This is a genomic window from Hymenobacter sp. CRA2 (genome assembly GCF_002007105.1).
Lineage (GTDB): Bacteria > Bacteroidota > Bacteroidia > Cytophagales > Hymenobacteraceae > Solirubrum.
Genome location: NZ_MVBC01000007.1, coordinates 42,502 through 62,655, shown reverse-complemented (window position 1 = coordinate 62,655; position 20,154 = coordinate 42,502). Strand labels below are relative to the sequence as shown.

19 protein-coding genes are annotated in these 20,154 nt (G+C 62.9%); 13 read left to right on the top strand and 6 right to left on the bottom strand.

Translation table 11 applies throughout. From position 1 onward, the window contains the following. Window positions 1-137: 137 nt before the first annotated feature. Together B0919_RS12405 and B0919_RS12400 are read left to right on the top strand one after the other, a co-directional pair. Window positions 138-2,603, top strand: coding sequence for a TonB-dependent receptor (locus B0919_RS12405; protein WP_078012579.1), 2,466 nt, complete (start codon window positions 138-140; stop codon window positions 2,601-2,603). Window positions 2,604-2,615: 12 nt separating this feature from the next. Continuing rightward, entirely contained in the window at window positions 2,616-2,885 is a 270-nt protein-coding gene (locus B0919_RS12400) for a hypothetical protein (protein ID WP_078012578.1), read from the top strand. Here B0919_RS12400 and B0919_RS12395 read toward each other — a convergent pair. From B0919_RS12395 to B0919_RS12385, 3 genes are all read right to left on the bottom strand, one after another. After that, complete coding sequence (locus B0919_RS12395; RefSeq protein ID WP_078012577.1) at window positions 2,882-3,916, bottom strand: alpha/beta hydrolase family protein; 1,035 nt, start codon at window positions 3,914-3,916, stop codon at window positions 2,882-2,884. The genes B0919_RS12400 and B0919_RS12395 overlap by 4 nt on opposite strands. A gap of 26 nt (window positions 3,917-3,942) precedes the next feature. Then, window positions 3,943-4,332, bottom strand: coding sequence for a VOC family protein (locus B0919_RS12390; protein WP_078012576.1), 390 nt, complete (start codon window positions 4,330-4,332; stop codon window positions 3,943-3,945). 88 nt (window positions 4,333-4,420) lie between these two features. Further along, window positions 4,421-4,663, bottom strand: a complete 243-nt coding sequence (locus tag B0919_RS12385) for a hypothetical protein (protein ID WP_078012575.1) — start codon at window positions 4,661-4,663, stop codon at window positions 4,421-4,423. 244 nt (window positions 4,664-4,907) lie between these two features. Between B0919_RS12385 and B0919_RS12380 the strand changes: the two genes are divergently transcribed. After that, entirely contained in the window at window positions 4,908-6,269 is a 1,362-nt protein-coding gene (locus B0919_RS12380) for a YfcC family protein (protein WP_078012574.1), read from the top strand. Between the two features lie 140 nt (window positions 6,270-6,409). Here the strand turns inward: B0919_RS12380 and B0919_RS25255 are convergent, their stop codons facing one another. Then, window positions 6,410-6,805 carry a DUF6960 family protein gene (locus tag B0919_RS25255; protein WP_176133025.1) on the bottom strand — a complete coding sequence of 132 codons (396 nt, stop codon included), beginning with the start codon at window positions 6,803-6,805 and terminating at the stop codon, window positions 6,410-6,412. A gap of 368 nt (window positions 6,806-7,173) precedes the next feature. Here B0919_RS25255 and B0919_RS12370 point away from each other — a divergent pair, with 368 nt between their 5' ends. Next, the gene (locus B0919_RS12370) at window positions 7,174-7,887 is read left to right on the top strand and encodes a DUF421 domain-containing protein (RefSeq protein ID WP_078012572.1); all 714 of its coding nucleotides are present in this window, start codon (window positions 7,174-7,176) and stop codon (window positions 7,885-7,887) included. Between the two features lie 36 nt (window positions 7,888-7,923). Beyond that, window positions 7,924-8,631, top strand: coding sequence for a DUF421 domain-containing protein (locus tag B0919_RS12365; RefSeq protein ID WP_078012571.1), 708 nt, complete (start codon window positions 7,924-7,926; stop codon window positions 8,629-8,631). A 50-nt stretch (window positions 8,632-8,681) separates the two neighbouring features. Here the strand turns inward: B0919_RS12365 and B0919_RS12360 are convergent, their stop codons facing one another. Further along, window positions 8,682-9,365, bottom strand: coding sequence for a hypothetical protein (locus B0919_RS12360; RefSeq protein ID WP_078012570.1), 684 nt, complete (start codon window positions 9,363-9,365; stop codon window positions 8,682-8,684). 103 nt (window positions 9,366-9,468) lie between these two features. On the opposite strand from B0919_RS12360, the gene B0919_RS12355 reads away from it, so the two are divergent. Then, complete coding sequence (locus B0919_RS12355; RefSeq protein WP_254846568.1) at window positions 9,469-11,316, top strand: alpha-amylase family glycosyl hydrolase; 1,848 nt, start codon at window positions 9,469-9,471, stop codon at window positions 11,314-11,316. A 143-nt stretch (window positions 11,317-11,459) separates the two neighbouring features. Next, entirely contained in the window at window positions 11,460-13,316 is a 1,857-nt protein-coding gene (locus tag B0919_RS12350; protein WP_078012569.1) for a glycosyltransferase, read from the top strand. Between the two features lie 87 nt (window positions 13,317-13,403). Here the strand turns inward: B0919_RS12350 and B0919_RS12345 are convergent, their stop codons facing one another. Next, window positions 13,404-14,357, bottom strand: coding sequence for a fasciclin domain-containing protein (locus B0919_RS12345; RefSeq protein WP_254846567.1), 954 nt, complete (start codon window positions 14,355-14,357; stop codon window positions 13,404-13,406). 597 nt (window positions 14,358-14,954) lie between these two features. On the opposite strand from B0919_RS12345, the gene B0919_RS12340 reads away from it, so the two are divergent. From B0919_RS12340 to trpS, 6 genes are all read left to right on the top strand, one after another. Next, window positions 14,955-15,755, top strand: a complete 801-nt coding sequence (locus B0919_RS12340) for a DUF4198 domain-containing protein (RefSeq protein WP_176133024.1) — start codon at window positions 14,955-14,957, stop codon at window positions 15,753-15,755. A gap of 105 nt (window positions 15,756-15,860) precedes the next feature. Next, window positions 15,861-16,235, top strand: a complete 375-nt coding sequence (locus B0919_RS12335) for an STAS domain-containing protein (RefSeq protein ID WP_078012567.1) — start codon at window positions 15,861-15,863, stop codon at window positions 16,233-16,235. Between the two features lie 160 nt (window positions 16,236-16,395). Beyond that, complete coding sequence (locus B0919_RS12330; RefSeq protein WP_078012566.1) at window positions 16,396-17,307, top strand: ribonuclease Z; 912 nt, start codon at window positions 16,396-16,398, stop codon at window positions 17,305-17,307. A 169-nt stretch (window positions 17,308-17,476) separates the two neighbouring features. Beyond that, on the top strand, window positions 17,477-18,250 hold the full coding sequence (locus B0919_RS12325) for a queuosine precursor transporter (protein ID WP_078012565.1): 774 nt from the start codon (window positions 17,477-17,479) through the stop codon (window positions 18,248-18,250). A gap of 16 nt (window positions 18,251-18,266) precedes the next feature. Continuing rightward, on the top strand, window positions 18,267-18,869 hold the full coding sequence (locus B0919_RS12320) for a hypothetical protein (protein WP_139362089.1): 603 nt from the start codon (window positions 18,267-18,269) through the stop codon (window positions 18,867-18,869). Between the two features lie 9 nt (window positions 18,870-18,878). Next, window positions 18,879-19,856: a tryptophan--tRNA ligase gene (gene trpS / locus B0919_RS12315; protein WP_078012563.1), complete on the top strand. Its 978-nt coding sequence runs from the start codon at window positions 18,879-18,881 to the stop codon at window positions 19,854-19,856. Window positions 19,857-20,154: the final 298 nt, after the last annotated feature.

Below are 20,154 nucleotides of genomic sequence, written 5' to 3'. Positions count from 1 at the left end.
GCCAGCGGGCAGACGCCGCCCGGGCTATATCCACTTACACCGAAAGGTAGAAAAACATTTAAAACATCTGAGCATTTAGAACGTTTTTAGACCAAACACGCTAACATTGCGGGCCATAACGGCTAAAAACATTCTATATGCGTCCTTTTCTACCCCCACTGCGTCCGATAGTTGTAGCTGCGTCAGTCCTGCTGAGCAGCACCGCCGCCTTGGCGCAGACGACTGGCATCATCACCGGCACCGTGCGTGACCGGCGTACGCAGGAGTTGCTGCCGGGCGTGTCGGTGGTAGTGGAAGGCGCCAACGTGGGCACCGTGACGGATGAGCAGGGCCGCTACCGCCTCACCGGCGTGCCCACCGGCAGCTACAACCTACGGGCCTCCTTCGTGGGCTACGACGCGCTGCTACGGGCCAACGTGCTGGTGAACAGCGGCAACGCCAACATCCTGAATCTGGAGCTGAACCCGGCCGCTCAGCAGCTGGGCGAGGTGCAGGTGGTGGCCAACCGCGCCATCCGGGTGGCCACGGCCGAAACGCCGCTGTCGGTGCAGCGGCTGAGCGTGGAGGAAATCCGCTCGAACCCGGGCGGCAACTTCGACATCTCGCGGGTGGTACAGAGCCTGCCGGGCGTGAGCGGGGGCGGCACCAACGGCACGGCCGGCTTCCGCAACGACATCATCATCCGGGGCGGGGCACCCAACGAAAACGTGTTTTACCTCGACGGCATCGAGGTGCCCGTCATCAACCACTTTCAGACGCAGGGCTCGGCCGGCGGCCCCACGGGCATTCTGAACGTGTCGTTTATCGAGGACGTGACCTTGAGCACCTCGGCCTTCGAGGCGCGTTACGACAACGTGCTGTCGTCGGTGTTTCAGTTTCGGCAGCGCGACGGCAACCCCGACCGCCTGCAGGGCAACGTGCGCCTGAGCGGCACCGAAGTGGCCGGCACGCTGGAAGGCCCGCTGGCCCCGAAAACGACCTTCCTGGCCTCAGCGCGGCGCTCTTACCTGCAGTTTCTGTTCAAGACCCTGGACATTCCCATCCGGCCGAACTACTGGGACTTCCAGTTCAAGACGACCACCAAACTCTCGCCCAAAACCACCTTCACTACCCTGGGCATCGGGGCCATCGACAAGTTCCGGCTGGCCGTGCCGCGCAAGTCCTCGCCCGACAAAGAGTACGTGCTGCGCTCCAACCCCAGCATCGACCAGTGGAACTACACCGTGGGCGCCTCCGTGCGCCAGCTGCTCACCGATGGCTACCTGAACGTAGCCCTAAGCCGCACCCAGCTCGATAACAAGCTCGACCAGTTTCAGGACGGGCAGACCGGCGACGAATCGAAGCGGGTGCTGCTGACGCGCTCGGGCGAGGCCGAAAACAAGCTGCGCGTGGACGTGAACAAGGCCCGCGGCAAGTGGCAGTGGGCCTACGGCGGCTCGGCCCAGTTCATCGAGTACGACAGCCGCTACTTCGCCCGCCTGCGCCGCGAAGTGCGCGACGTGGACGGCAACGTGGTGTCGCCCGACGTGGACGTGCGCTTCCAGACGGACCTGCATTTCCTGCGCTACGGCCTGTTCGGGCAGGTGACACGCACGCTGCTGCCCGACGACCGGCTGACCCTTTCGGCCGGCCTGCGCACCGACGGCAATACCTTCACCGACGACGGCCACAACCTGCTGCGCACCCTCTCGCCGCGCGTTTCGGCCTCCTACGCCCTGGCCGATAAATGGAACCTGAACGCCTCGGTGGGCCGCTACTACAAGATTCCGCCCAGCACCATCCTGGGCTTCCGCGACGAGGCCGGCCGGGCGGTGAACAAGCCCAGCCGCTACATCCGCTCCGACCACTACGTGGTTGGCCTGGAGTGGCTGCCCGGCCCGGCCACGCGCGTTACGCTGGAGGGCTTTTACAAGCGCTACGCCCACTACCCCGTGTCGGTGCGCGACGGCATTTCCTTGGCCAACCTCGGCGGCGACTTCGCGGCCCTGGGCAACGAGGCGGTGAGCAGCACCGGGCGCGGGCGCACCTTCGGGACGGAGCTTTTCTTTCAGCAGAAGTTCACCCGGCGCGTTTTCGGCGTCGCGTCGCTGACGGCCTTCCGCTCGGAGTTCAGCGGGCGCAACGGGCGGTACGTGTCCTCGGCCTGGGATTCGCGCTTCTTGGCCTCGGCGCTGTTCGGCTACAAGTTCGGGCGCGGCTGGGAAGTGGGGCTGAAGTACCGCTTCGCTGGCGGCTCGCCCTACACGCCCTTCGACGACGCGGTGTCGCAGGCCAGCTACCTGGCCACCGGCCGCGGCGTGCTCGACTACTCGCGCCTGAACACGCTGCGCCTGGGCAACTTCCAGCAGCTGGACTTCCGCCTCGACAAGAAAATCAACTGGCGCCGCACCACGCTCGACCTGTTCGTGGACCTGCAGAACGTGCTGGCCATCGTGAACCCCAGCCAGCCGAGCTACACCTTCCAGCGCCTCGACGACAACTCCGGCTTCCTGACCACCGACGGCCAGCCCCTGCAGCCCAACGGCTCAAACGCGCTGCCCATCCTGCTCTTCGACGACGACGCGCTGATTACGCCCACCATTGGCTTCATCTTCGAGTTCTGAGCCGCCCCCGCCATGCCCCACGCCGCCCTTGCACACTTGCTCGGCCAGTTGCTGTACCGCAGCCGGTGGGCCCCCACGCCCGCCACGCCGCTGACGCGGAGCTTCCGGGAGCTGGGCATGGCCGAGCCGGACTTGCACCGGCTGCTTTTTACGCTGCAGCGCTACCACGGCGCCGACTATCCCGCCGAGTGCATCAGCCTCGACGACCCGCTGCACTATTTGGTGGCCCTGACGGCCATGCTGCTGCGCCCGCCCTTGGCGGGAGAGTTGCGGCCATCTTAGGGCCGAGCTGCCGGGCCCGGCGCCGCCGGTAAGCGGCCGGTCTGCACCCAGCGCGCGAAGTCGTCGGCCACGTCGTCCCAACGGTACTGGTCGTAGTCGAGGCGGCCGTCGGGCGTGAAGCCAATGAAGTTGTGCTCCAATCCGGGGTAGTCCCGAAAGTGTAGGCGTGCGTTGCCGGTACGCATCATTTCCAGCCGGAAGGCGTCGTTGAAGGGCGCGGCGGCGTCCCGGGTGCCGTACATCACCAGTACCGGTACCCGGCTGCGCACCAAGTACTGCTGGGGCGGCACCGAAAACGAGTACGTGGTTTTGGGCGCGTCGCCGGGCGTGCAGGTCACCTCGTCGGGCTGCGCGAGGGTGCTTTGCCAGTAATGAAACAGCTCGGCTACATCGGCTCCCTCCGCCCCGCGCTGCTGCGTGATGATGGTAGCCATGCGTCCGGCCGGGTTGCCGCTCAGGTACACGACGTGGGTGAGGCGGCGGTCGGTAGCGGCCATTTTGGCGACGACCGTGCTGCCCTCGGAATGGCCTGCCGCTACCACAGTGTGGGCATCTACCCAGGGCTGCCGGGTCAGGTAGCGGAGCACGGCGGCATTGCGCGCCACGTAGTAATCGAGGTAGTTGCGCTGGCAATAGGCTTGCGGCGGCGCTTTGGTTAGCGGGTCGAAGTAGCTGAAGTTGGGCTGCAGCGCGCCGACCGGAGTCACCAGCGGAATACCTGGCTTGCTGATGATGGCCAAGTGGTACGCCTCAGCGAGGCGGCTTCCCTTGAAAGGAAACAGCGGGTACGCCCCTTTTTCGTGCACCTTAATCAGCGGCACGGGCAGAGAGCCCTGCACAAAAAGTAGCAGAGGTTTGCGCCGTTGTTCCTCGCCAGGCTTGGACAGGATCAGCACCTCGACCGTGTCGCGGCCGTAGGGCACGCGCAGGTGGCGGTAGCCGTAATCTGCCGGGGTTTTAGCCACCGGCTGGGCACTGCTGCCGTGGCTAAATGCCAGCCAGCATAAGGTCGTAAGCAGGTACCGAATCATGCACGCGGAATTTGGGGCGCAAGTTATCAGCCCTCGTAGAGTTCCAGCGGCAGGTGGTCGGGGTCGAAGAAAAAGGTGAAGCGCTTGCCCGTCCACTCGTCGGTGCGTATCGGCTCGTGCGCCACGCCCTGCTGGGCCAGCTCGGCCACGGCCGCGTCGAGGTCAGCCACTTGAAAGGCGAGGTGACGCAGCCCGGCCGCCTCGGGCCGCGACGCCCGCGCGGGCGGGGTCGGAAAGGAAAACAGCTCAATCAGGTACTGCTCCCCTAGGGCCATATCCAGCTTGTAGGACTGCCGCTCGGCACGGTACACCTCACGGATTACCCGCAGCCCGAGCACCTCGGTGTAGAAGCGCTTCGACACGGCGTAATCGGTGCAGATGATGGCAATATGGTGAACCTGAGCCAACTGAAGCATAACGGAGCAACTTAAGGCGGCGAGGCGCTGCCCGTAGCGGCCGCAACCTACGGCATCCGGTCGGTTTGGGCGGTGGTGCCGCCGCGGATTACACCTCGGGCAGCTGTACGCCTTCGAGCCAGGTATGCAGCAGGGCGGGCTTCTGAAACAGGTTGATGAAGAGCACGCGCTCCTCCCCTACCAAGCGCCATACCTCGGCGTAAAAATCCTCCAGCGCGTAAAGCTGCAGCCGGCAGCCGTGCTCGGCGCGGTCGGCCAGGTGGTGCCCCGCGCAGCGCAGCACTTCGGCCTGCTGGCCCAGTGAAAGAGTAGTGAAGTCGGCAAATTTCATAGCAACACGGAAGGCAACAACGCGGCCGGACGGGGGCAAGATACAAGGTTTGGGCACTCGTGGTACTCCGATAATTTTCGGCCTGCACCACCGCGCCGGAGCGGCCGGTGGCGGCCGTGTGCGGCGCACGCCGGGGCAGCTCTGGCGGCCGAGGGGCCCTGGCGTGCGCCGCTACGCCCTGCCTTAACTTCCGGATGTGGCTCGGGAGTTCGTTCTTTGGCGCTTCATTCTTCCCGCCGAGCTTATGCCCGCGTTTCGTTTTCCGCACCCACTGGTGCTCTTAGTTGGGTTTATTATGTTGGCCGTCGCGCTGAGCTACGTATTGCCGGCCGGCCGCTTCGAGCGGCGCCAGGACGCCGCCACCGGGCGCGAAGTGGTGGTGCCCGGCTCCTACCACCGCGTCGCGGCCACGCCGGTGTCGCCGCTGGCAGCTCTCAACGCCATTCCCAAAGGCCTGCAGGAAGCTGCCGACGTGATTTTCCTCGTCTTCCTGGCCGGTGGCGCCTTCACCGTAGTGGATCTGACCGGGGCGCTGCGCCGCGGCGTCGATTGGCTGCTGGATAAGCTCAGCGGGCGCGAGGCACTGGTCATCCCGGTGGTGGCGCTGCTCTTTGCCACCATGGGCGCCCTCGAAAATATGCAGGAGGAAATCGTGCCGCTGGTGCCGGTGCTGCTGGTGCTCATGCGCCGCATGCGCTACCCGGTTATCGTGGCCGCAGCCGTGAGCATTGGGGCGGCAGCCGTGGGCGCGGCTTTTAGCCCCATGAACCCCTTCCAGGTGGTGGTGGCTCAGAAGCTGGCCGGCCTGCCCGTGTTTTCGGGTCTCGCTTTCCGCCTGGTGTTCTTAGCCCTGGCCCTGCTGATCTGGATCGGGGGCACGCTGCGCTACGCCCTGCGCCACCGCGAAGCCGCCCCGCTGGCTGCCGATGCCGCGCAGGTTGAAGCCGAGCACTCGGCCCACGAAGGCGGCCACCGCCACGGCTTGGTGCTGCTGTTGCTGCTGGTCACCTTCGCCTTTTTCGCCTATGGCGTGCTGGAGCTGGGCTGGGACTTCGGGCAGATGGCGGCGTTGTTCTTCGCGCTAGGCGTGACGGCGGGGCTGATCGGCGGGCTGGGCCTGACGGGCACCGCCGAGGGCTTCATTGCCGGTTTCAAAGACATGGCCTTTTCGGGCATGCTCATCGGCTTCGCCCGAGCCATTTTTGTGGTGCTGGAGCAGGGGCAGGTTGTCGATACCCTCGTCAACGGTCTCTCTGCCCCGCTGGCCCACCTGCCCGTGGCGGCTTCGGCGCTGGGTATGCTGGGCGTGCACACAGCCCTGCACCTACCGGTGCCCTCCGTGAGCGGGCAGGCAGTGCTCACCATGCCCATCCTCACACCGCTCTCCGATTTGCTGGGCCTCTCGCGCCAGGTGACGGTACTGGCCTACCAGTATGGCGCCGGCCTGTGCGAAATTATCACGCCCACCAACGGGGCGCTCATGGCCATTGTGGCGGCCTGCGGTGTGCGCTTTGATCAGTGGTGGAAGTTTGTGCTGCCGCTGTACCTGCTGCTGCTGACGCTGGCCGTGGTGGCCATTCTGGTGGGTATTGCGCTGGGTATTTAGGCAAGTCACAGCATTCGCAACACGCCGCGCGGGTGGCAGCTCGTAGCCCCTGGAACGAAGATGTTCGGGCGCTACGAGCTGCCGCCCGCGCGGCGTTGCAGGTGCCTTATTTAGCAGAGCGCTACTCTAATAGCTTCGCATTAGCCGGCGCGCAGTTCGTCGGCTTCGAACACGCGCGGCACTTTCTTTTTGCGCACCACGATTTGGTAGCGGGCCTGATCGTTTCGCTCATCCCACATGATGTCGGACACCACGCCGCGCAGGCGCGGCTGCCCCGGCTCGAGGTGCACGGCCTCCACCGCGTCGCCGAAACCGAACGCGGGACGCTGAATGGGCCGGAACAGCTCGGGCCGCACCAGGTAGTTCCGCTCGTCGTAGCGCAGCGTAATCCATTCGTCGTCCTCGGAAATCTTTTCGAACACTTTATCCAGCGGCTCTACCCACTCGAAGGAGCGGCGGTTGGCTGGGTGCAGGTAGGAGTAGCCGTAAGCAGGCGACCAGCCATACAGGCCGTATTGGAGCATGGGACGGGGCACGGGCGAAAAAATTTTGGTGGTCCGTAGATGGGTAAAACACCGGCCCGCGGCCGGTGGTTCGGCGGGCGGCAAAAGTAGTACTACCCGCCTAACTGCTGCCGAGTTGTGGCCCCGCGTCAGCGCCTCGGCAGCCGGCAAAACCGCACAAAGCCGCCGGCTTACCCAGTCGGAAGCTGGGTTAAACTATTCCAATATCACTACACGATAAAAGGTTGAGCTTGCCGCCCGGCCGCAGCCCTGCCGCTGCGTTTACCCGCAACCCAAATACGTAGTTTTCAGCCAACAGCGCGGGCTTACTGGCCGTTCAAGAGCATTCGTGTCAGCTAGCCAGGCTACTGACGAGAAGGACATTTAGCTGTTGGAAAACCATGAAACCGGAAGACATCCACCTCTGGGACTTTAGACGCATTTTGATCGGTGAGGCGCCGGGCGAGTTCATGCTGGAAGTGCTGATCCGCTCCATCATTATGTATGCCGCGCTGCTGGTGGTGTTTCGGCTGCTGGGCAAACGCATGAACGCCCAGCTCACCGTCACCGAAATGGGCGTGATGATTACCCTCGGTGCCATTATCGCCGTACCCGCCCAGATTCCCGACCGTGGGCTGCTGGTGGGAATGGCGGCATTGCTGACGGCGCTGGCCCTGCAGCGTGGCCTCAACTACTGGGCCGTGCGCCAGCGCCCCGTGGAGGTAACCCTGCACGGCGACGCCTCGCTGCTGGTCAAAGACGGCGTGCTGCAAACCGAACAGCTGACCAAGGGTAGCATCTCGCACGAGCAACTGTTTGCTCAGCTTCGCTCCCACGATGTGCTGCACCTGGGCCAGGTCCGGCGGGTGTACCACGAGGGCGGCGGCCACTTCAGCGTTTTTAAACGGCCCCAACCGCAGCCTGGGCTGAGCGTCATGCCGCTCAAAGACCAGAAGCTGCACGGCGAAGAAGCCCACGCTGAGGGGCTGCAAGCCTGCCTGCACTGCGCTACTGTGGCCGAAGCCCACTCGGCACAGGGTGCCTGCCCCACCTGCGGGCAGCAGCAATGGACCTACGCCGTGGAAGCCGAAGCCCACGCCGTAGCCAAAGTCTAACCCCTGCTTTTTATCCTCGTTCAGCTACGCTTAGCCATGAAACCCGAAGACATCCACCTGACTGATTACATGCGTATTATCCTGGGCCAAGTACCCTGGAGCTTCCTGTTCGAAGTCGTGTTGCGCATGGTATTTCTATACCTGCTGCTCATCATTTCCATGCGGCTGATGGGCAAGCGCATGGCCGGCATGCTTAGCCGCATCGAAATGTCGGGGATGGTGACGCTGGCGGCGGCCATCGGCGTGCCCCTGCTGGCGCCCGACCGCGGCCTGCTCCCAGCCGTCATCATTGCCGCGGTGGTGATAATCGCCCAGCGCACCATTGCCCGCCTCGGCGTCGACCACAAACAGCTGGAGCAAATCACGCAGGGCGACATCGGCATCGTGGTGGTGGATGGCCGCCTGCAGTACCCGGCTATGGTGAAAGCGGTGCTGTCGCAGGAGCGGCTCTTTGCCGAGCTGCGGTATGCCGGCATCGACAACCTGGGCAAAATCAAGCGCGCCTACATGGAAGCCAACGGCAGCTTCACCATTCTGAAGGAAACCGACCCCAGGCCGGGCCTCACGCTGATTCCCAGCTGGGACCGGGATTTTATCGAAGAGCAACCCAAGTCCCCCGACGACTACGCCTGCTGCAACTGCGGTTTCGTGCGCCACAGCATCGGGCACGCGCCCAACACCGCCTGCGACGCATGCAGCCATAAGGAGTGGACGCCAGCCGTGCTCTGCGCGGACGTAGACTGAGGAATAAGGAATGGCTACGCTCCTAACGTTGCGCGGGGTTGCCCCAAGCCTTATTCCTCACTCTTCATTAACCTATTTGCTATTGCGTGGGCCAGCACTTGTTCGCGTAGCGTGGCTCCCTCGTGCATCTGATCAAAGGACAGGCGCCGTTCGCGCCCGTCGCGGTGGCGCACCAGCAGTTCGGCGGCACCTACCGGCTCTACGCCAGTCAGTTCTTCCCAGCGGTAGTCGAAGCGACGGCTGAACGGGTGCAGCCGCCCGGTAAACCCATCCTCGTGCAGGTGCAGGAAGCGACGCTGCTGCAGGCGCTGACTATTGAAGGCCAGCCACACATAGATGGCCGCAATCAGTGCGTACAGGTAAGGCAGCACGTGTATGCGCGCCGGCGCGCCGCCCAGCTCGGCCTCGTGGTGGCGGTGCCAGATATGATAACCTTCCAGGGCCGCAATGCCCGCGGCCGCCAGCTCCAGCCAGGCCACCCGCTCGTGGTGGTGCGGGTCGTGGCGCAGGTGGCGCAGCTCGCGCAGCAGCAGCACTAGGTACGCAGCTCCGACCACAAACTCCACTACCAGCAGCGGGGTGAGCGGCTCTGCCTTGGTCAGCACGCCCACCACCCCGGTTACCAGCATGCCCGCGGGCACCAGGTGCGACAGGCTTTTGGCCCGCGCCATGCGGGCCTGGCGCTTGTGATGCAGCACGATGTGCTGCTGGGAGGCGGGGGCGGCAGGGTTCATACCCCCAAGCACGGCAAATTCGCTGGCCTGTGCAATGCCTGGCTCACAACCAAATGCGGAGAAAGGCAGTAGCAGAGCTTACTGACGAGTTCCCGCATTCCTTATGTCTTCCCCTAAGCTGCGCGCCCGCCCTGCCAAGCAGAAGCCGGCGTCTCAGGCTGCCCTGCCCGCCGGCATGGGCGCCATTCTCCACCGCGACGGCACTGCCTTCCGCGTGTGGGCTCCCAATGCCCAAGCCGTGGCCGTAGTTGGCCCCTTCAACGACTGGAACCCCGAAGCCCATCCGCTCGCGCACGAAACCGACGGTTACTGGGCCGCCAACGTACCCGCGCTGGCCGCGGGTACCGAATATAAATTCTGGCTGAAAACCGAAGCCGGCGACGAGCTAACCCGCAACGACCCGTACGCCCGCGAAGTCACCCACTCAGCCGGCAATTCCGTGGTGCACGACCCCGGCTTTGATTGGGGCGACGACCAATTCGACATGCCCGCCTGGAACGAGCTGGTTATCTATGAGCTGCACGTGGGCACCTTCTACGCCCCCGACCCCACGCGCCCCGGCACCTTCCTCGACGCCATCGAGAAGCTGGGCTACCTGCAAAGCCTCGGGGTGAATGCCGTCGAAATCATGCCGGCCACCGAGTTTCCGGGCAGTTTGTCGTGGGGCTACAACCCCGCCCACCCCTTCGCCATCGAAACCGACTACGGCGGGCCGCTGGCCTTCAAGCAGTTCATCAAAGCCGCCCATCAGCACGGCATTGCCGTGATTCTGGACGTGGTGTACAACCACTTCGGCCCCGGCGACCTGGACCTGTGGCAGTTTGATGGCTGGAGCGAAAACGACGGCGGCGGCATCTACTTCTACAACGACTGGCGCGCCGAAACGCCCTGGGGCCACAACCGTCCCGACTACGGCCGCGACGCCGTGCGCTTCTACATCCGCGACAACGCCCTGATGTGGCTGGAAGAGTACCGCGTGGACGGCCTGCGCGCCGACGCCATTGCCCACATCCGCAACGTAGACGGCACCAGCGACCCGGCCCGCGACCTGCCCGAGGGCTGGAGCCTGATGAAGTGGATCAACGAGGAAATCCGCGAGCGGATGCCCTGGAAAATCACCATCGCCGAGGACCTGCTCGGCAACGAGTACATCACCCGGGCGCCCGAGGACGGTGGCCAGGGTTTTGCGGCCCAGTGGGATGCGGCCTTCGTGTACCCGGTGCGCGAGGCGCTGGTGACGCCCAACGACCAGGACCGCAGCATGCCCGCCGTGGCCGAAGCTATTAGTAAGACTTACAACGGCGACGCCTTCCAGCGCATTATCTACACCGAGTCGCACGACGAAGTGGCCAACGGCAAGGCCCGCGTGACGGAGGAAATCATGCCCGGCAACGCGGCTTCGTGGTTTCCCAAGAAACGCTCCACGCTGGGCGCCGCGCTGGTCTTTACCGCCCCGGGCATCCCCATGATTTTCCAGGGCCAGCCCATGCTCGCCGACGGCTATTTCAGCGACGACCAGCCCCTGGACTGGACGCGCGAAAAGCAGTTTGCGGGCCTGGTGCACCTGTACCGCGACCTGATAGCCCTGCGCCGCAACCAGCGCGGCGTCACCCGCGGCCTCACCGGCCAGCACGTGGAGGTGTTTCACGTCAACGACGAGCAGAAGGTGCTGGCTTTCTGCCGCTGGGCCGACGGCGGCCCCGGCGACACCACCGTGGTGCTCTGCAACTTCGCCGACCGCGCCCACGACGCCTACACCATCGGGCTGCCCACGGGCGGCCAGTGGCATGTGCGCTTCAACTCCGACTGGGCCGGCTACGACGAGGAGTTCGGCAACTCCGAGAGCGTAGGCACCGAGGCCGAGGAGGGTGAGTACGACGGCAAGCCCTTCAACGGCAGCTTCGGGCTGGCCCCCTACTCAGTGCTGATTTTGTCGCAGGACGCTGGTTAAGCAGCGGGTTTCCAGCCTCAGCCATGGGCGGTCGGCGCAGGTTTGCGTAAAAAACCTGCGCCGACCGCTTTTTTGGCGCTTTGCTGCCTGCTAAAACTGTCAGCGGCTTCTATCTTGCCGGACCTCTGCCAACCCACCGCTTCATGCAATTCCCCGTGCCCGCCCCCGAAACTGTTGTTCCCAACGCCCTGCTCATCGAAGTGGCTTGGGAAGTGTGTAACCAAGTCGGCGGCATCTACACCGTGATTCGCTCCAAGGTGCCGGCCACCGTGGAAGGCTGGGGCGAGCGGTACTGCTTGCTCGGCCCCTACTTTCCGCAGCAGGCCCAGGCCGAGTTCGAGCCGCTTTCCGATACCCAGCTGGCCGCCGCCTACCACGACCCCATTGCCCGCACGGTGCGCCGCCTGCGCCAGCAGGGCCTGGAAGTGCACTACGGCCACTGGCTGGTGACGGGCAAGCCGCGCGTGGTGCTCATTTCGCCCTTTCAGGCGTACCACGAGCTGGGCCAGATCAAGGCCAACCTGTGGGAGCACCACCACATTCCGTCGCAGGAGAACGACGATTTGCTGCACCAGGTATCGGCCTTCGGGCACCTGGCCACGCGCTTTATCCGCACGCTGGAAGCCGAAGCCGCCACCACCGAGCTGAGCATCATCGCCCACTTTCACGAGTGGATGACGGGTACGGCCATTCCGGCCCTGCGCCGCGAGCAAACGCGCGTGCGGCTGGTGTTTACCACCCACGCCACTTTGCTGGGCCGCTACCTGGCCATGAACGACCCCAACTTCTACGACCACCTATTGTATGTGGACTGGGAGCGGGAAGCCAAGCACTTCAACATCGAGACGGCCGTGAAGATGGAGCGGGCCGCCGCCCACGGCGCGCACGTGTTCAGCACCGTATCGGAGCTGACGGTGCGCGAATGCATTTACCTGCTCGACCGCATCCCCGATGCGGTGCTGCCCAACGGGCTGAACATTGAGCGGTTTGTGGCCCTGCACGAGTTTCAGAACCTGCACCAGAAGTACAAGTCGAAGATCCATGAGTTCGTCATGGCTCACTTTTTCCAGAGCTATTCCTTCGACCTCGACAAGACGCTGTACGTGTTTACCTCGGGCCGCTACGAGTACCACAACAAGGGCTTCGACCTGACGCTGGAGGCCTGCGCGCGCCTGAACTACCGCATTCAGCAGAGCGGGCTGGAGGGGCAGGTGGTGCTATTCATGATTACCAAGCGTCCCTACCACAGCATCAACGCCGAGGTGCTGCAGAGCCGCGCCATGCTCGATGAAGTGCACGCTACCTGCAAGGCCATCGAGCAGCAGGTGGGCGAGCGGCTGTTTTACCAGGCCGCCAGCAGCTCCGATTACCAGCTGCCCAATCTCACCGACCTCGTCGACGACTACTGGAAGCTGCGCTACCGCCGCGCTCTGCAGAGCTGGAAAACCACGCGCCTGCCCCCGGTCGTCACCCACAACCTGGTGGATGACGCCAAGGACGAAATTCTGGACTTCGTGCGGCGCGCCAACCTGGTCAACAACCGGCATGACCGGGTCAAAATCGTGTACCACCCCGATTTCGTGTCGCCTACCTCGCCGCTGTTCGGCATGGAGTACGGGCAGTTCGTGCGCGGCTGCCACCTGGGCATTTTCCCGAGCTACTACGAGCCCTGGGGCTACACCCCGCTGGAGTGCGTGGCCCGCGGCGTGCCCGCCATTACCTCCGACCTCTCCGGCTTCGGCGACTACGTGCAGCAGCACGTGCCCGACCACGAGCAGAAGGGCATTTTCGTGGTGCGGCGCAAGGAGCGCAGCTTCGACGAAGCCGCCGAAGAGCTGACCGACATGCTCTGGCGCTTCGTGATGCTCAACCGCCGCGAGCGTATCGCCCAGCGCAACCAGGTAGAAAGCTCCTCCGGGCAGTTCGACTGGCACCAGCTGCGCCAGTACTACGACCGCGCCTACGAGCTGGCCCTGGCCCGCGCAGAAGAGCCGGAATAACCCTGCCCAACAGAAATACCGGCACAAAAAACGCCCGACCAGCAGTCGGGCGTTTTTGTATCGGAAAGTAAGGATGTGGGCCCGGAATTAAGGGAGCAACACGCGGTCGATGACGTGAATGACGCCGTTGGTGGCCAGCACGTTGGCGGTGGCCACGTTGGCAGGGGTAGTGCCGTTGCCGGCGCCGCGCACGGTCACCGCGTTATTGGCCAGGCCCACGGTCACGTTGCCGTTCAGCGTCGGCACGGTCTGGCCGTTGGTCAGGTCCGACGAGAAGGCGCGGGCGTTGTTCACGATGTGCAGCTGCAGGATGCTGACCAGAGTGGCATCGGGCACCTGGTCGAGGCTGGTGAGGTTGAGCTGCGTCAGCAGGGCCCGGAATGCAGCATCGGTGGGCGCAAATACCGTCAGGTTGGCGTTAGCGTTGCCGGCGGCCGTCAGCAGGGCGGCGGCAGCGGGGCGCTGCAGGGCGCGCAGCAGTAGTGTAAACTGCGGCGTCGAGGCCGTGGACGAAGCCACCACGATTTCCGAAATGCGCTGCGTAGGCGGCATCAGCACGCGGTCGATGACGTGCACGATGCCGTTGCTGGCATCCACGTCGGCCTGCGTCACGCGGGTGTTGCCGTTGATAATCACTCCGCCCGCGGCCGGCTTGCTGATGTAAATGCTGTTGTCGTTGAGGCCCGTGGTAGCGGGGCGCTGCGTAGTGTAAGCGCGGGCCTGCAGCTCGCTGGCATCCAGGTCGCCGGCCGTCACGTGGTACAGCAGGATGCCGCGCAGGGTGGCAATCTGCGCCGCGTCGGTGATGGCGCTGATGTTCTGCGCGTTGTTAAATGGTGCCGGCAGCTGGCTGAACGCGTCGTTGGTGGGGGCAAATACCGTCAGTTCGGTGCTCCCGCTGAGCGTACTCACCAAGTCGGCCTTCTGGGCGGCAGCCACGAGGGTCGACAGGTTGGCATTGCCCTGGGCCAGCTGCACGATGTTGGACTGCGCAGCGGCGCTGCTTACGTCATCATCATCGTCGCAGGCGGTTAGCCCCATTGCGGCAGCTATACCGCAGATCAACAACGCGCGGGTCAGCGCCCGCGAAAAAAGGTTAGGTGTGGTTGGCATTTTGTTTAACTTTTTAGCATTAAACATTAAACAAGCCTTTAACCTACCCATGTTTAAAAGGTTGTTGAACTCACTATATTAAATTATTTTAATACATCTGTTACTATCCTAGTATGCCGCATCAAGGCTGTAGATGCTGGCCCAGCGCGGTAGTTGCTGTACCTCTTAATCAAGGCAGATACTCCATTACCCGCTTCCTTCAGGCCCGCTTCATCCATGCACACAGAACTTGTAAGCTGCATGTGGGGGTACGCCCTCACGCGTTTCCTTCTTTCTCGGCCAAGCTGCAGGATGCTATTATCGCAGCGCAAGTGGCTCTGAATAAGCAAATTTTCTTAACTATCAAGCCCGGGCTTATCTACCAAAACACAACGACGCCAAGCCCACAGACCACTGAGCTTCTTCGACAAAACCAGAAAAATGCCGCTTCGCTGTAACCGTATCGGGCTTTTAGCAGTAAGGCGGACTCGTGCCGGCCAAGTCGTCTATCTTAGCTCAATGCCAAAACCCCTACCGATGTTGCTTGTGGGCCTCCTCCTGCTCGGTTCCGCGGCCGCGGCGCACGAGTTCTGGTTGCAGCCTACGCGCTACGTCGTGCCCCCCGGCAGCCGCGTGCATCTGGGCCGCTGGGTAGGCGCCGCGTTTCGGGGCGAGCGGTGGGGCGGACAGAGCGCCCGCCTGGAGCAGCTGGTGCACCTGCAGCCCGGCGTGGCTGCCCCCACCGACCTGACGGCTTCGGCCCGGCAGACCGATTCGCTGCAAACCACGGCCCAACTCACGCAGCCCGGCACCCACCTGCTGGCCCTGCGCACCAACGACGCCTACCTCACCCTGCCGGCGGCAGAGTTTGAGGCCTACCTAAAGGAAGAAGGACTGAGCGACGTGAGCTGGCAGCGCCAGAAATACAAGCAGCAGGACCAGCCCGGCCGCGAAGCGTACCGCCGCTGCGCCAAGACGCTGGTACTGGCCGGCGCGGCCTCGGCACCTGATTCTACTTTTCGCCGCCGCGTGGGCCATCCGCTGGAAATCGTGCCCGAGCAAAACCCCTACCTGCTCCGCGCCGGCGCCTCGCTTACGGTACTCGTGCTGGCCGATGGCCGGCCGCTTGGCAGTCAACCGCTGCAGGCCTGGCTGCGCCCCACCGACGGCCATCCGGCCCAACATTTTACGCTGCACACCAACCAAAACGGCCGCGCCTTGTTACGGATGCAATACCCTGCTGACGTACTATTGGCCGCCGTGCGCATGACGCGACTAGCCAAATCCAGCCAGGCCGACTGGCAAAGTACCTGGGCTTCGCTCACTTTCACATGCTTAGCGCGTTGAATATGGCCGAAATCCGATAAATTCGTATGAATCCCTCCTTTCCCGGAGTCTTCTTTTTTCATTACCTTCGCAACCTACCCCTCCGAAAGCAACCTCCTCTCTGGTATGAAGTACTCCATTGATAAAAAAGAGAACTACACGATCATCACGATTGACGAGAAAAAGCTCGACACCACCGTCGCGCCCGATCTGAAATCTGAGTTCGTGAAGCTCAATGCCGAGGGCATCAACAACCTGATCCTCGACCTTCAAAACGTGAAGTACACCGATTCGTCGGGGCTGAGCTCAATCCTGATTGCCAACCGCCTGTGCAACTCCACCGGCGGCCTGCTGGTGCTGACCGGCCTGCAGGACCACGTGATGAAGCTCATCACCATTTCCAAGCTGGAGTCGGTACTGCACATCCTGCCCACGGTGGAAGAAGGTATTGACCGCATTTTCCTGCACGCCATCGAGCGGGACCTGACGAGCAAGGAGTAGTTTCTGCTAGCTGTTGGCTGTTGGCTGCTAGCCGTTAGTGTTCGGCTAACGGCTGGCAGCCAACAGCTTTTTATTGCTAAATGGCTGAATGGCTAACTGGCTGGTCGTTCTGACAACGGAACAATCAACCATTTAGCCATTCACCCATTTAACCATTTACATGGAGTTTGAGCTAACGATACTCGGCAGCGCCTCGGCCACGCCCATGCTGGGCCGCCACCACACGGCCCAGGTGCTCACGGTGGGCCGCGAGCCATACCTGATTGACTGCGGCGAAGCCACGCAGGAGCGCCTCATCGAGCAGCGCATTCGGTTTGGGCGCATCAACCGCGTGTTCATTTCGCACCTGCACGGCGACCATTTCTTCGGCATCTTCGGGCTGCTGGGCACCCTGCACCTGCAGGGCCGCACCGAGCCGCTGCAGCTGTTCGGCCCGGCCGGGCTCGACGAAATCATCACTACCCAGCTGCGCTGCTCGGGCACGCCCCTCTCCTTCGACGTGGACTTTGTGGCCGTCGACACCGAGAAACACCAGCTCATTTATCAGGACGCGCAGGTACAGGTGCTCACCCTGCCGATGCGCCACCGCATCCCGTGCTGCGGGTACCTGTTTCGGGAGCAGCCGCGGCGGCGGCGCCTGGTGAAGGAAAGCCTGCCGGAAGCCCTGACTCCGGAGCAGCTGCAGGCCCTGAGCCGCGGCGAAGACCTGCGCGACGCAGCCGGCCACGTGTGGCTGCGCCACACCGACGTAACCACCGCCCCGCCCGCGCCCCGCGCCTACGCCTACTGCTCCGATACGGTGTACCTGGAGTACCTGGCCGACTTAGTGCGCGGCGTGGACCTGCTCTACCATGAGTCGACCTTCCTGCACGAAATGGCGGAGCGGGCGCAGCAAACCGGCCACTCCACGGCCAAGCAAGCCGGACAGCTGGCACGCCTGGCCGAGGTGAAGCAGCTGCTCATCGGGCACTTCTCCTCCCGCTACCGCGACCTGCAACCGCTGCTAGCCGAAGCGCGCCACGAATTCGAAGCCACGCAGCTGGCTACCGAAGGGCTGACGGTGACGGTATAACTACCTCACAAAGACTAGAAAAGCCCGTCCTATCAAGCGCAGCCAGACATCTCGCGTGCTGACGTCTCGGATGGCAAATCAATGGTTCAACGAGCAGAATGCTATCCGGCGAGATGTCTCGATCAGCTCGACAGGACGAGCTGCTGACCGCCACCTTATTTTCTCCTCTATGTCTACTGCTGCCAACTCGCTGTTTACCCACAAGAAGCAACAGCTTTATTTGGTGCTCAGCGCCATTTTCATCGTCAACGCGCTGCTGGCCGAAATCATCGGAGTGAAGATTTTTCACGTCAACGGGCTACTGGGCCTGCCCGAATCAATGCCGGGCGACCTGACGGCGGGCGTGCTCATCTGGCCGGCGGTGTTCGTGACCACCGACATCCTGAACGAGTACTTCGGCCCCAAGGGCGTGCTGCGGGTGAGCCTGCTCACGGCCGGGCTGATTCTCTACGCCTTTGCCGTCATCTACGCCACCACGCGGCTGCAACCGGCCGCGTTCTGGCTCGACGTGAACAAGACCGATAACAACGGCCGCCCCTTCAACATCGACTACGCCTACCAGAGCATTTTCCGGCAGGGCGGCAACATCATCCTCGGCTCCATCACGGCCTTCATCGTGGGCCAGATTCTCGACGCGACGGTGTTTCAGGCCCTGCGCCGCATCACGGGCAGCCGCCTGATCTGGCTGCGCGCCACCGGCTCCACGCTCGTTTCGCAGCTCATCGACTCATTTGTAGTGCTATTCGTAGCCTTCTACGTGTTCGGCAACTGGAGCTTTCAGCAGGTGCTGACGGTGGCTAACACCAACTACTGGTATAAATTTGCGGCCGCGGTGCTGCTCACGCCGGTGCTCTACCTCGCCCACGCCATCATCGACCGGTACTTGGGCAAGGAAAAAACCATGGAATTGCAGCAAGAAGCTGAGCAGAACGTGAGCGTATAACTAACCGAAACGCGTTGTGAACAAAGCTCTACTGTTGCTGCTGGCGAGTATCATCGCGGCCCAAACGGCCCGCGCCCAGCAGATGATGCCAGGCAGGACGGCTATGTCGACAACTGCCGCTCAACAAGGCACCTGCGTGTTGCGCGACAGCTCACGCGTAACGGGCAGGCTCTGGCTGACGCCCACCAAAGCAGGTGAGCTACTGGTTAAAACAGAAGACGATCAGCAGTTTAACTACACCCCGGCGCAGCTGGCCTATTTTACGTTTGGCACGGCTAAGTATATCACCATCGACTTTCCCAACGAAAAAGGCAGCCCGGCAACGCGCCCCGTGTTTGCGCAAGTGGTGGCCACGGGCAAAATAGAAGCCATCCGCTATTCTTTCGTTCGCAACGTAGGTGGTTTACTGGTTTCAACGCTGCTCGTGCGACCGATTGGCTCCTCGGCCTGGACTTCCTTGCCCGAAAACGGCGGGCTCAAACAACTACGCGAAGTGGTCGGGCCACTGGTAGCTGACCAACCTTCCTTCGCGCGGGTGTTGGTCAGCGGCCGCATCAATTACGATAACCTTCTCGAGTACATCGTTTCCTACAACGGTTACGTAGCGAAGCAGCCTTAATTTCTTCCCATGTCCCGTATCCTGACCGGCATTCAGAGCACCGGCCGCCCGCACTTGGGCAACCTGCTCGGCGCCATCCTGCCCGCCATTGAGCTGTCGAAAAGCTCGGCCAACACCTCCCTGCTCTTCATCGCCGATCTGCACTCGCTCACCCAGGTGCGCGACGCGGAGCTGCTGCGCCACAATACCTACTCGGTGGCCGCCGCGTGGCTGGCCTGCGGTTTCGACACCGACAAGAACCTGTTTTACCGGCAGTCCGATGTGCCGCAGGTGACCGAGCTGACGTGGTATTTGTCGTGCTTCACGCCCTACCCGATGCTGGCCAACGCGCACTCGTTCAAGGACAAGTCGGACCGGCTGTCGGACGTGAATGCGGGGCTGTTTACCTACCCCGTTCTCATGGCCGCCGACATCCTGCTCTACGACGCGGATTTCGTGCCCGTAGGCAAGGACCAGATTCAGCACCTGGAAATTGCCCGCGACATTGCCAGCGCCTTCAACAACCGCTACGGCGAAACCTTCGTGCTGCCCCAGGCTCGCGTGGATGAGCAGATCCAGACCATTCCCGGCCTCGACGGGCAGAAGATGAGCAAGTCGTACGGCAACATCATCGATATCTTCCTCGACGACAAGGCCTTGCTGAAGAACATCCGCGGCATCGTGTCGGACAGCACGCCGCTGGAGGCCCCCAAAAACCCCGATACCGACACCACCTTCAAGCTGTTTTCCTTGCTGGCCACGCCCGAGCAGACCGAAGAAATGCGCCAGAACTACCTGAACGGCGGCTACGGCTACGGCCACGCCAAGCAGGCGCTGTTCGAGGTCATCCGCACGCGCTTTGCGCAGGAGCGGGAGCAGTTCAACTACTACATGCAAAACCTGCCGGAGGTGGACCGCAAGCTGGCCGAAGGCGCCCGCAAAGCTCAGGAATACGGCACCGTAGTGCTCAATAAAGTGCGCGAAAAAGTCGGCTACCAGCAGCGGTAGCACCCGCTGTCATTGAGAGGAGGTAGGAGATTCCGCACACCAAGCGGCATCAATTCTTCCTCTCGTGGCGCAAACGGCACAAAACAGCACCGCCCGAAACCGGTAATTCTGGTTTCGGGCGGTGCTGTTTTCGGTCTGAGCATTGTAGCGGCGGTGCTACTAGCAGAAGGATTGGCTAACGCCTTCCTACGGTTGCTTCGGCTACGCCTCGCAATGACGCGGGGTGCGCCGTCTGCCGGGCCGGCTCCTAACGGGCTTCACTATTTAGCTACCTGCTTTTATTCTCAAAAAACTCCGG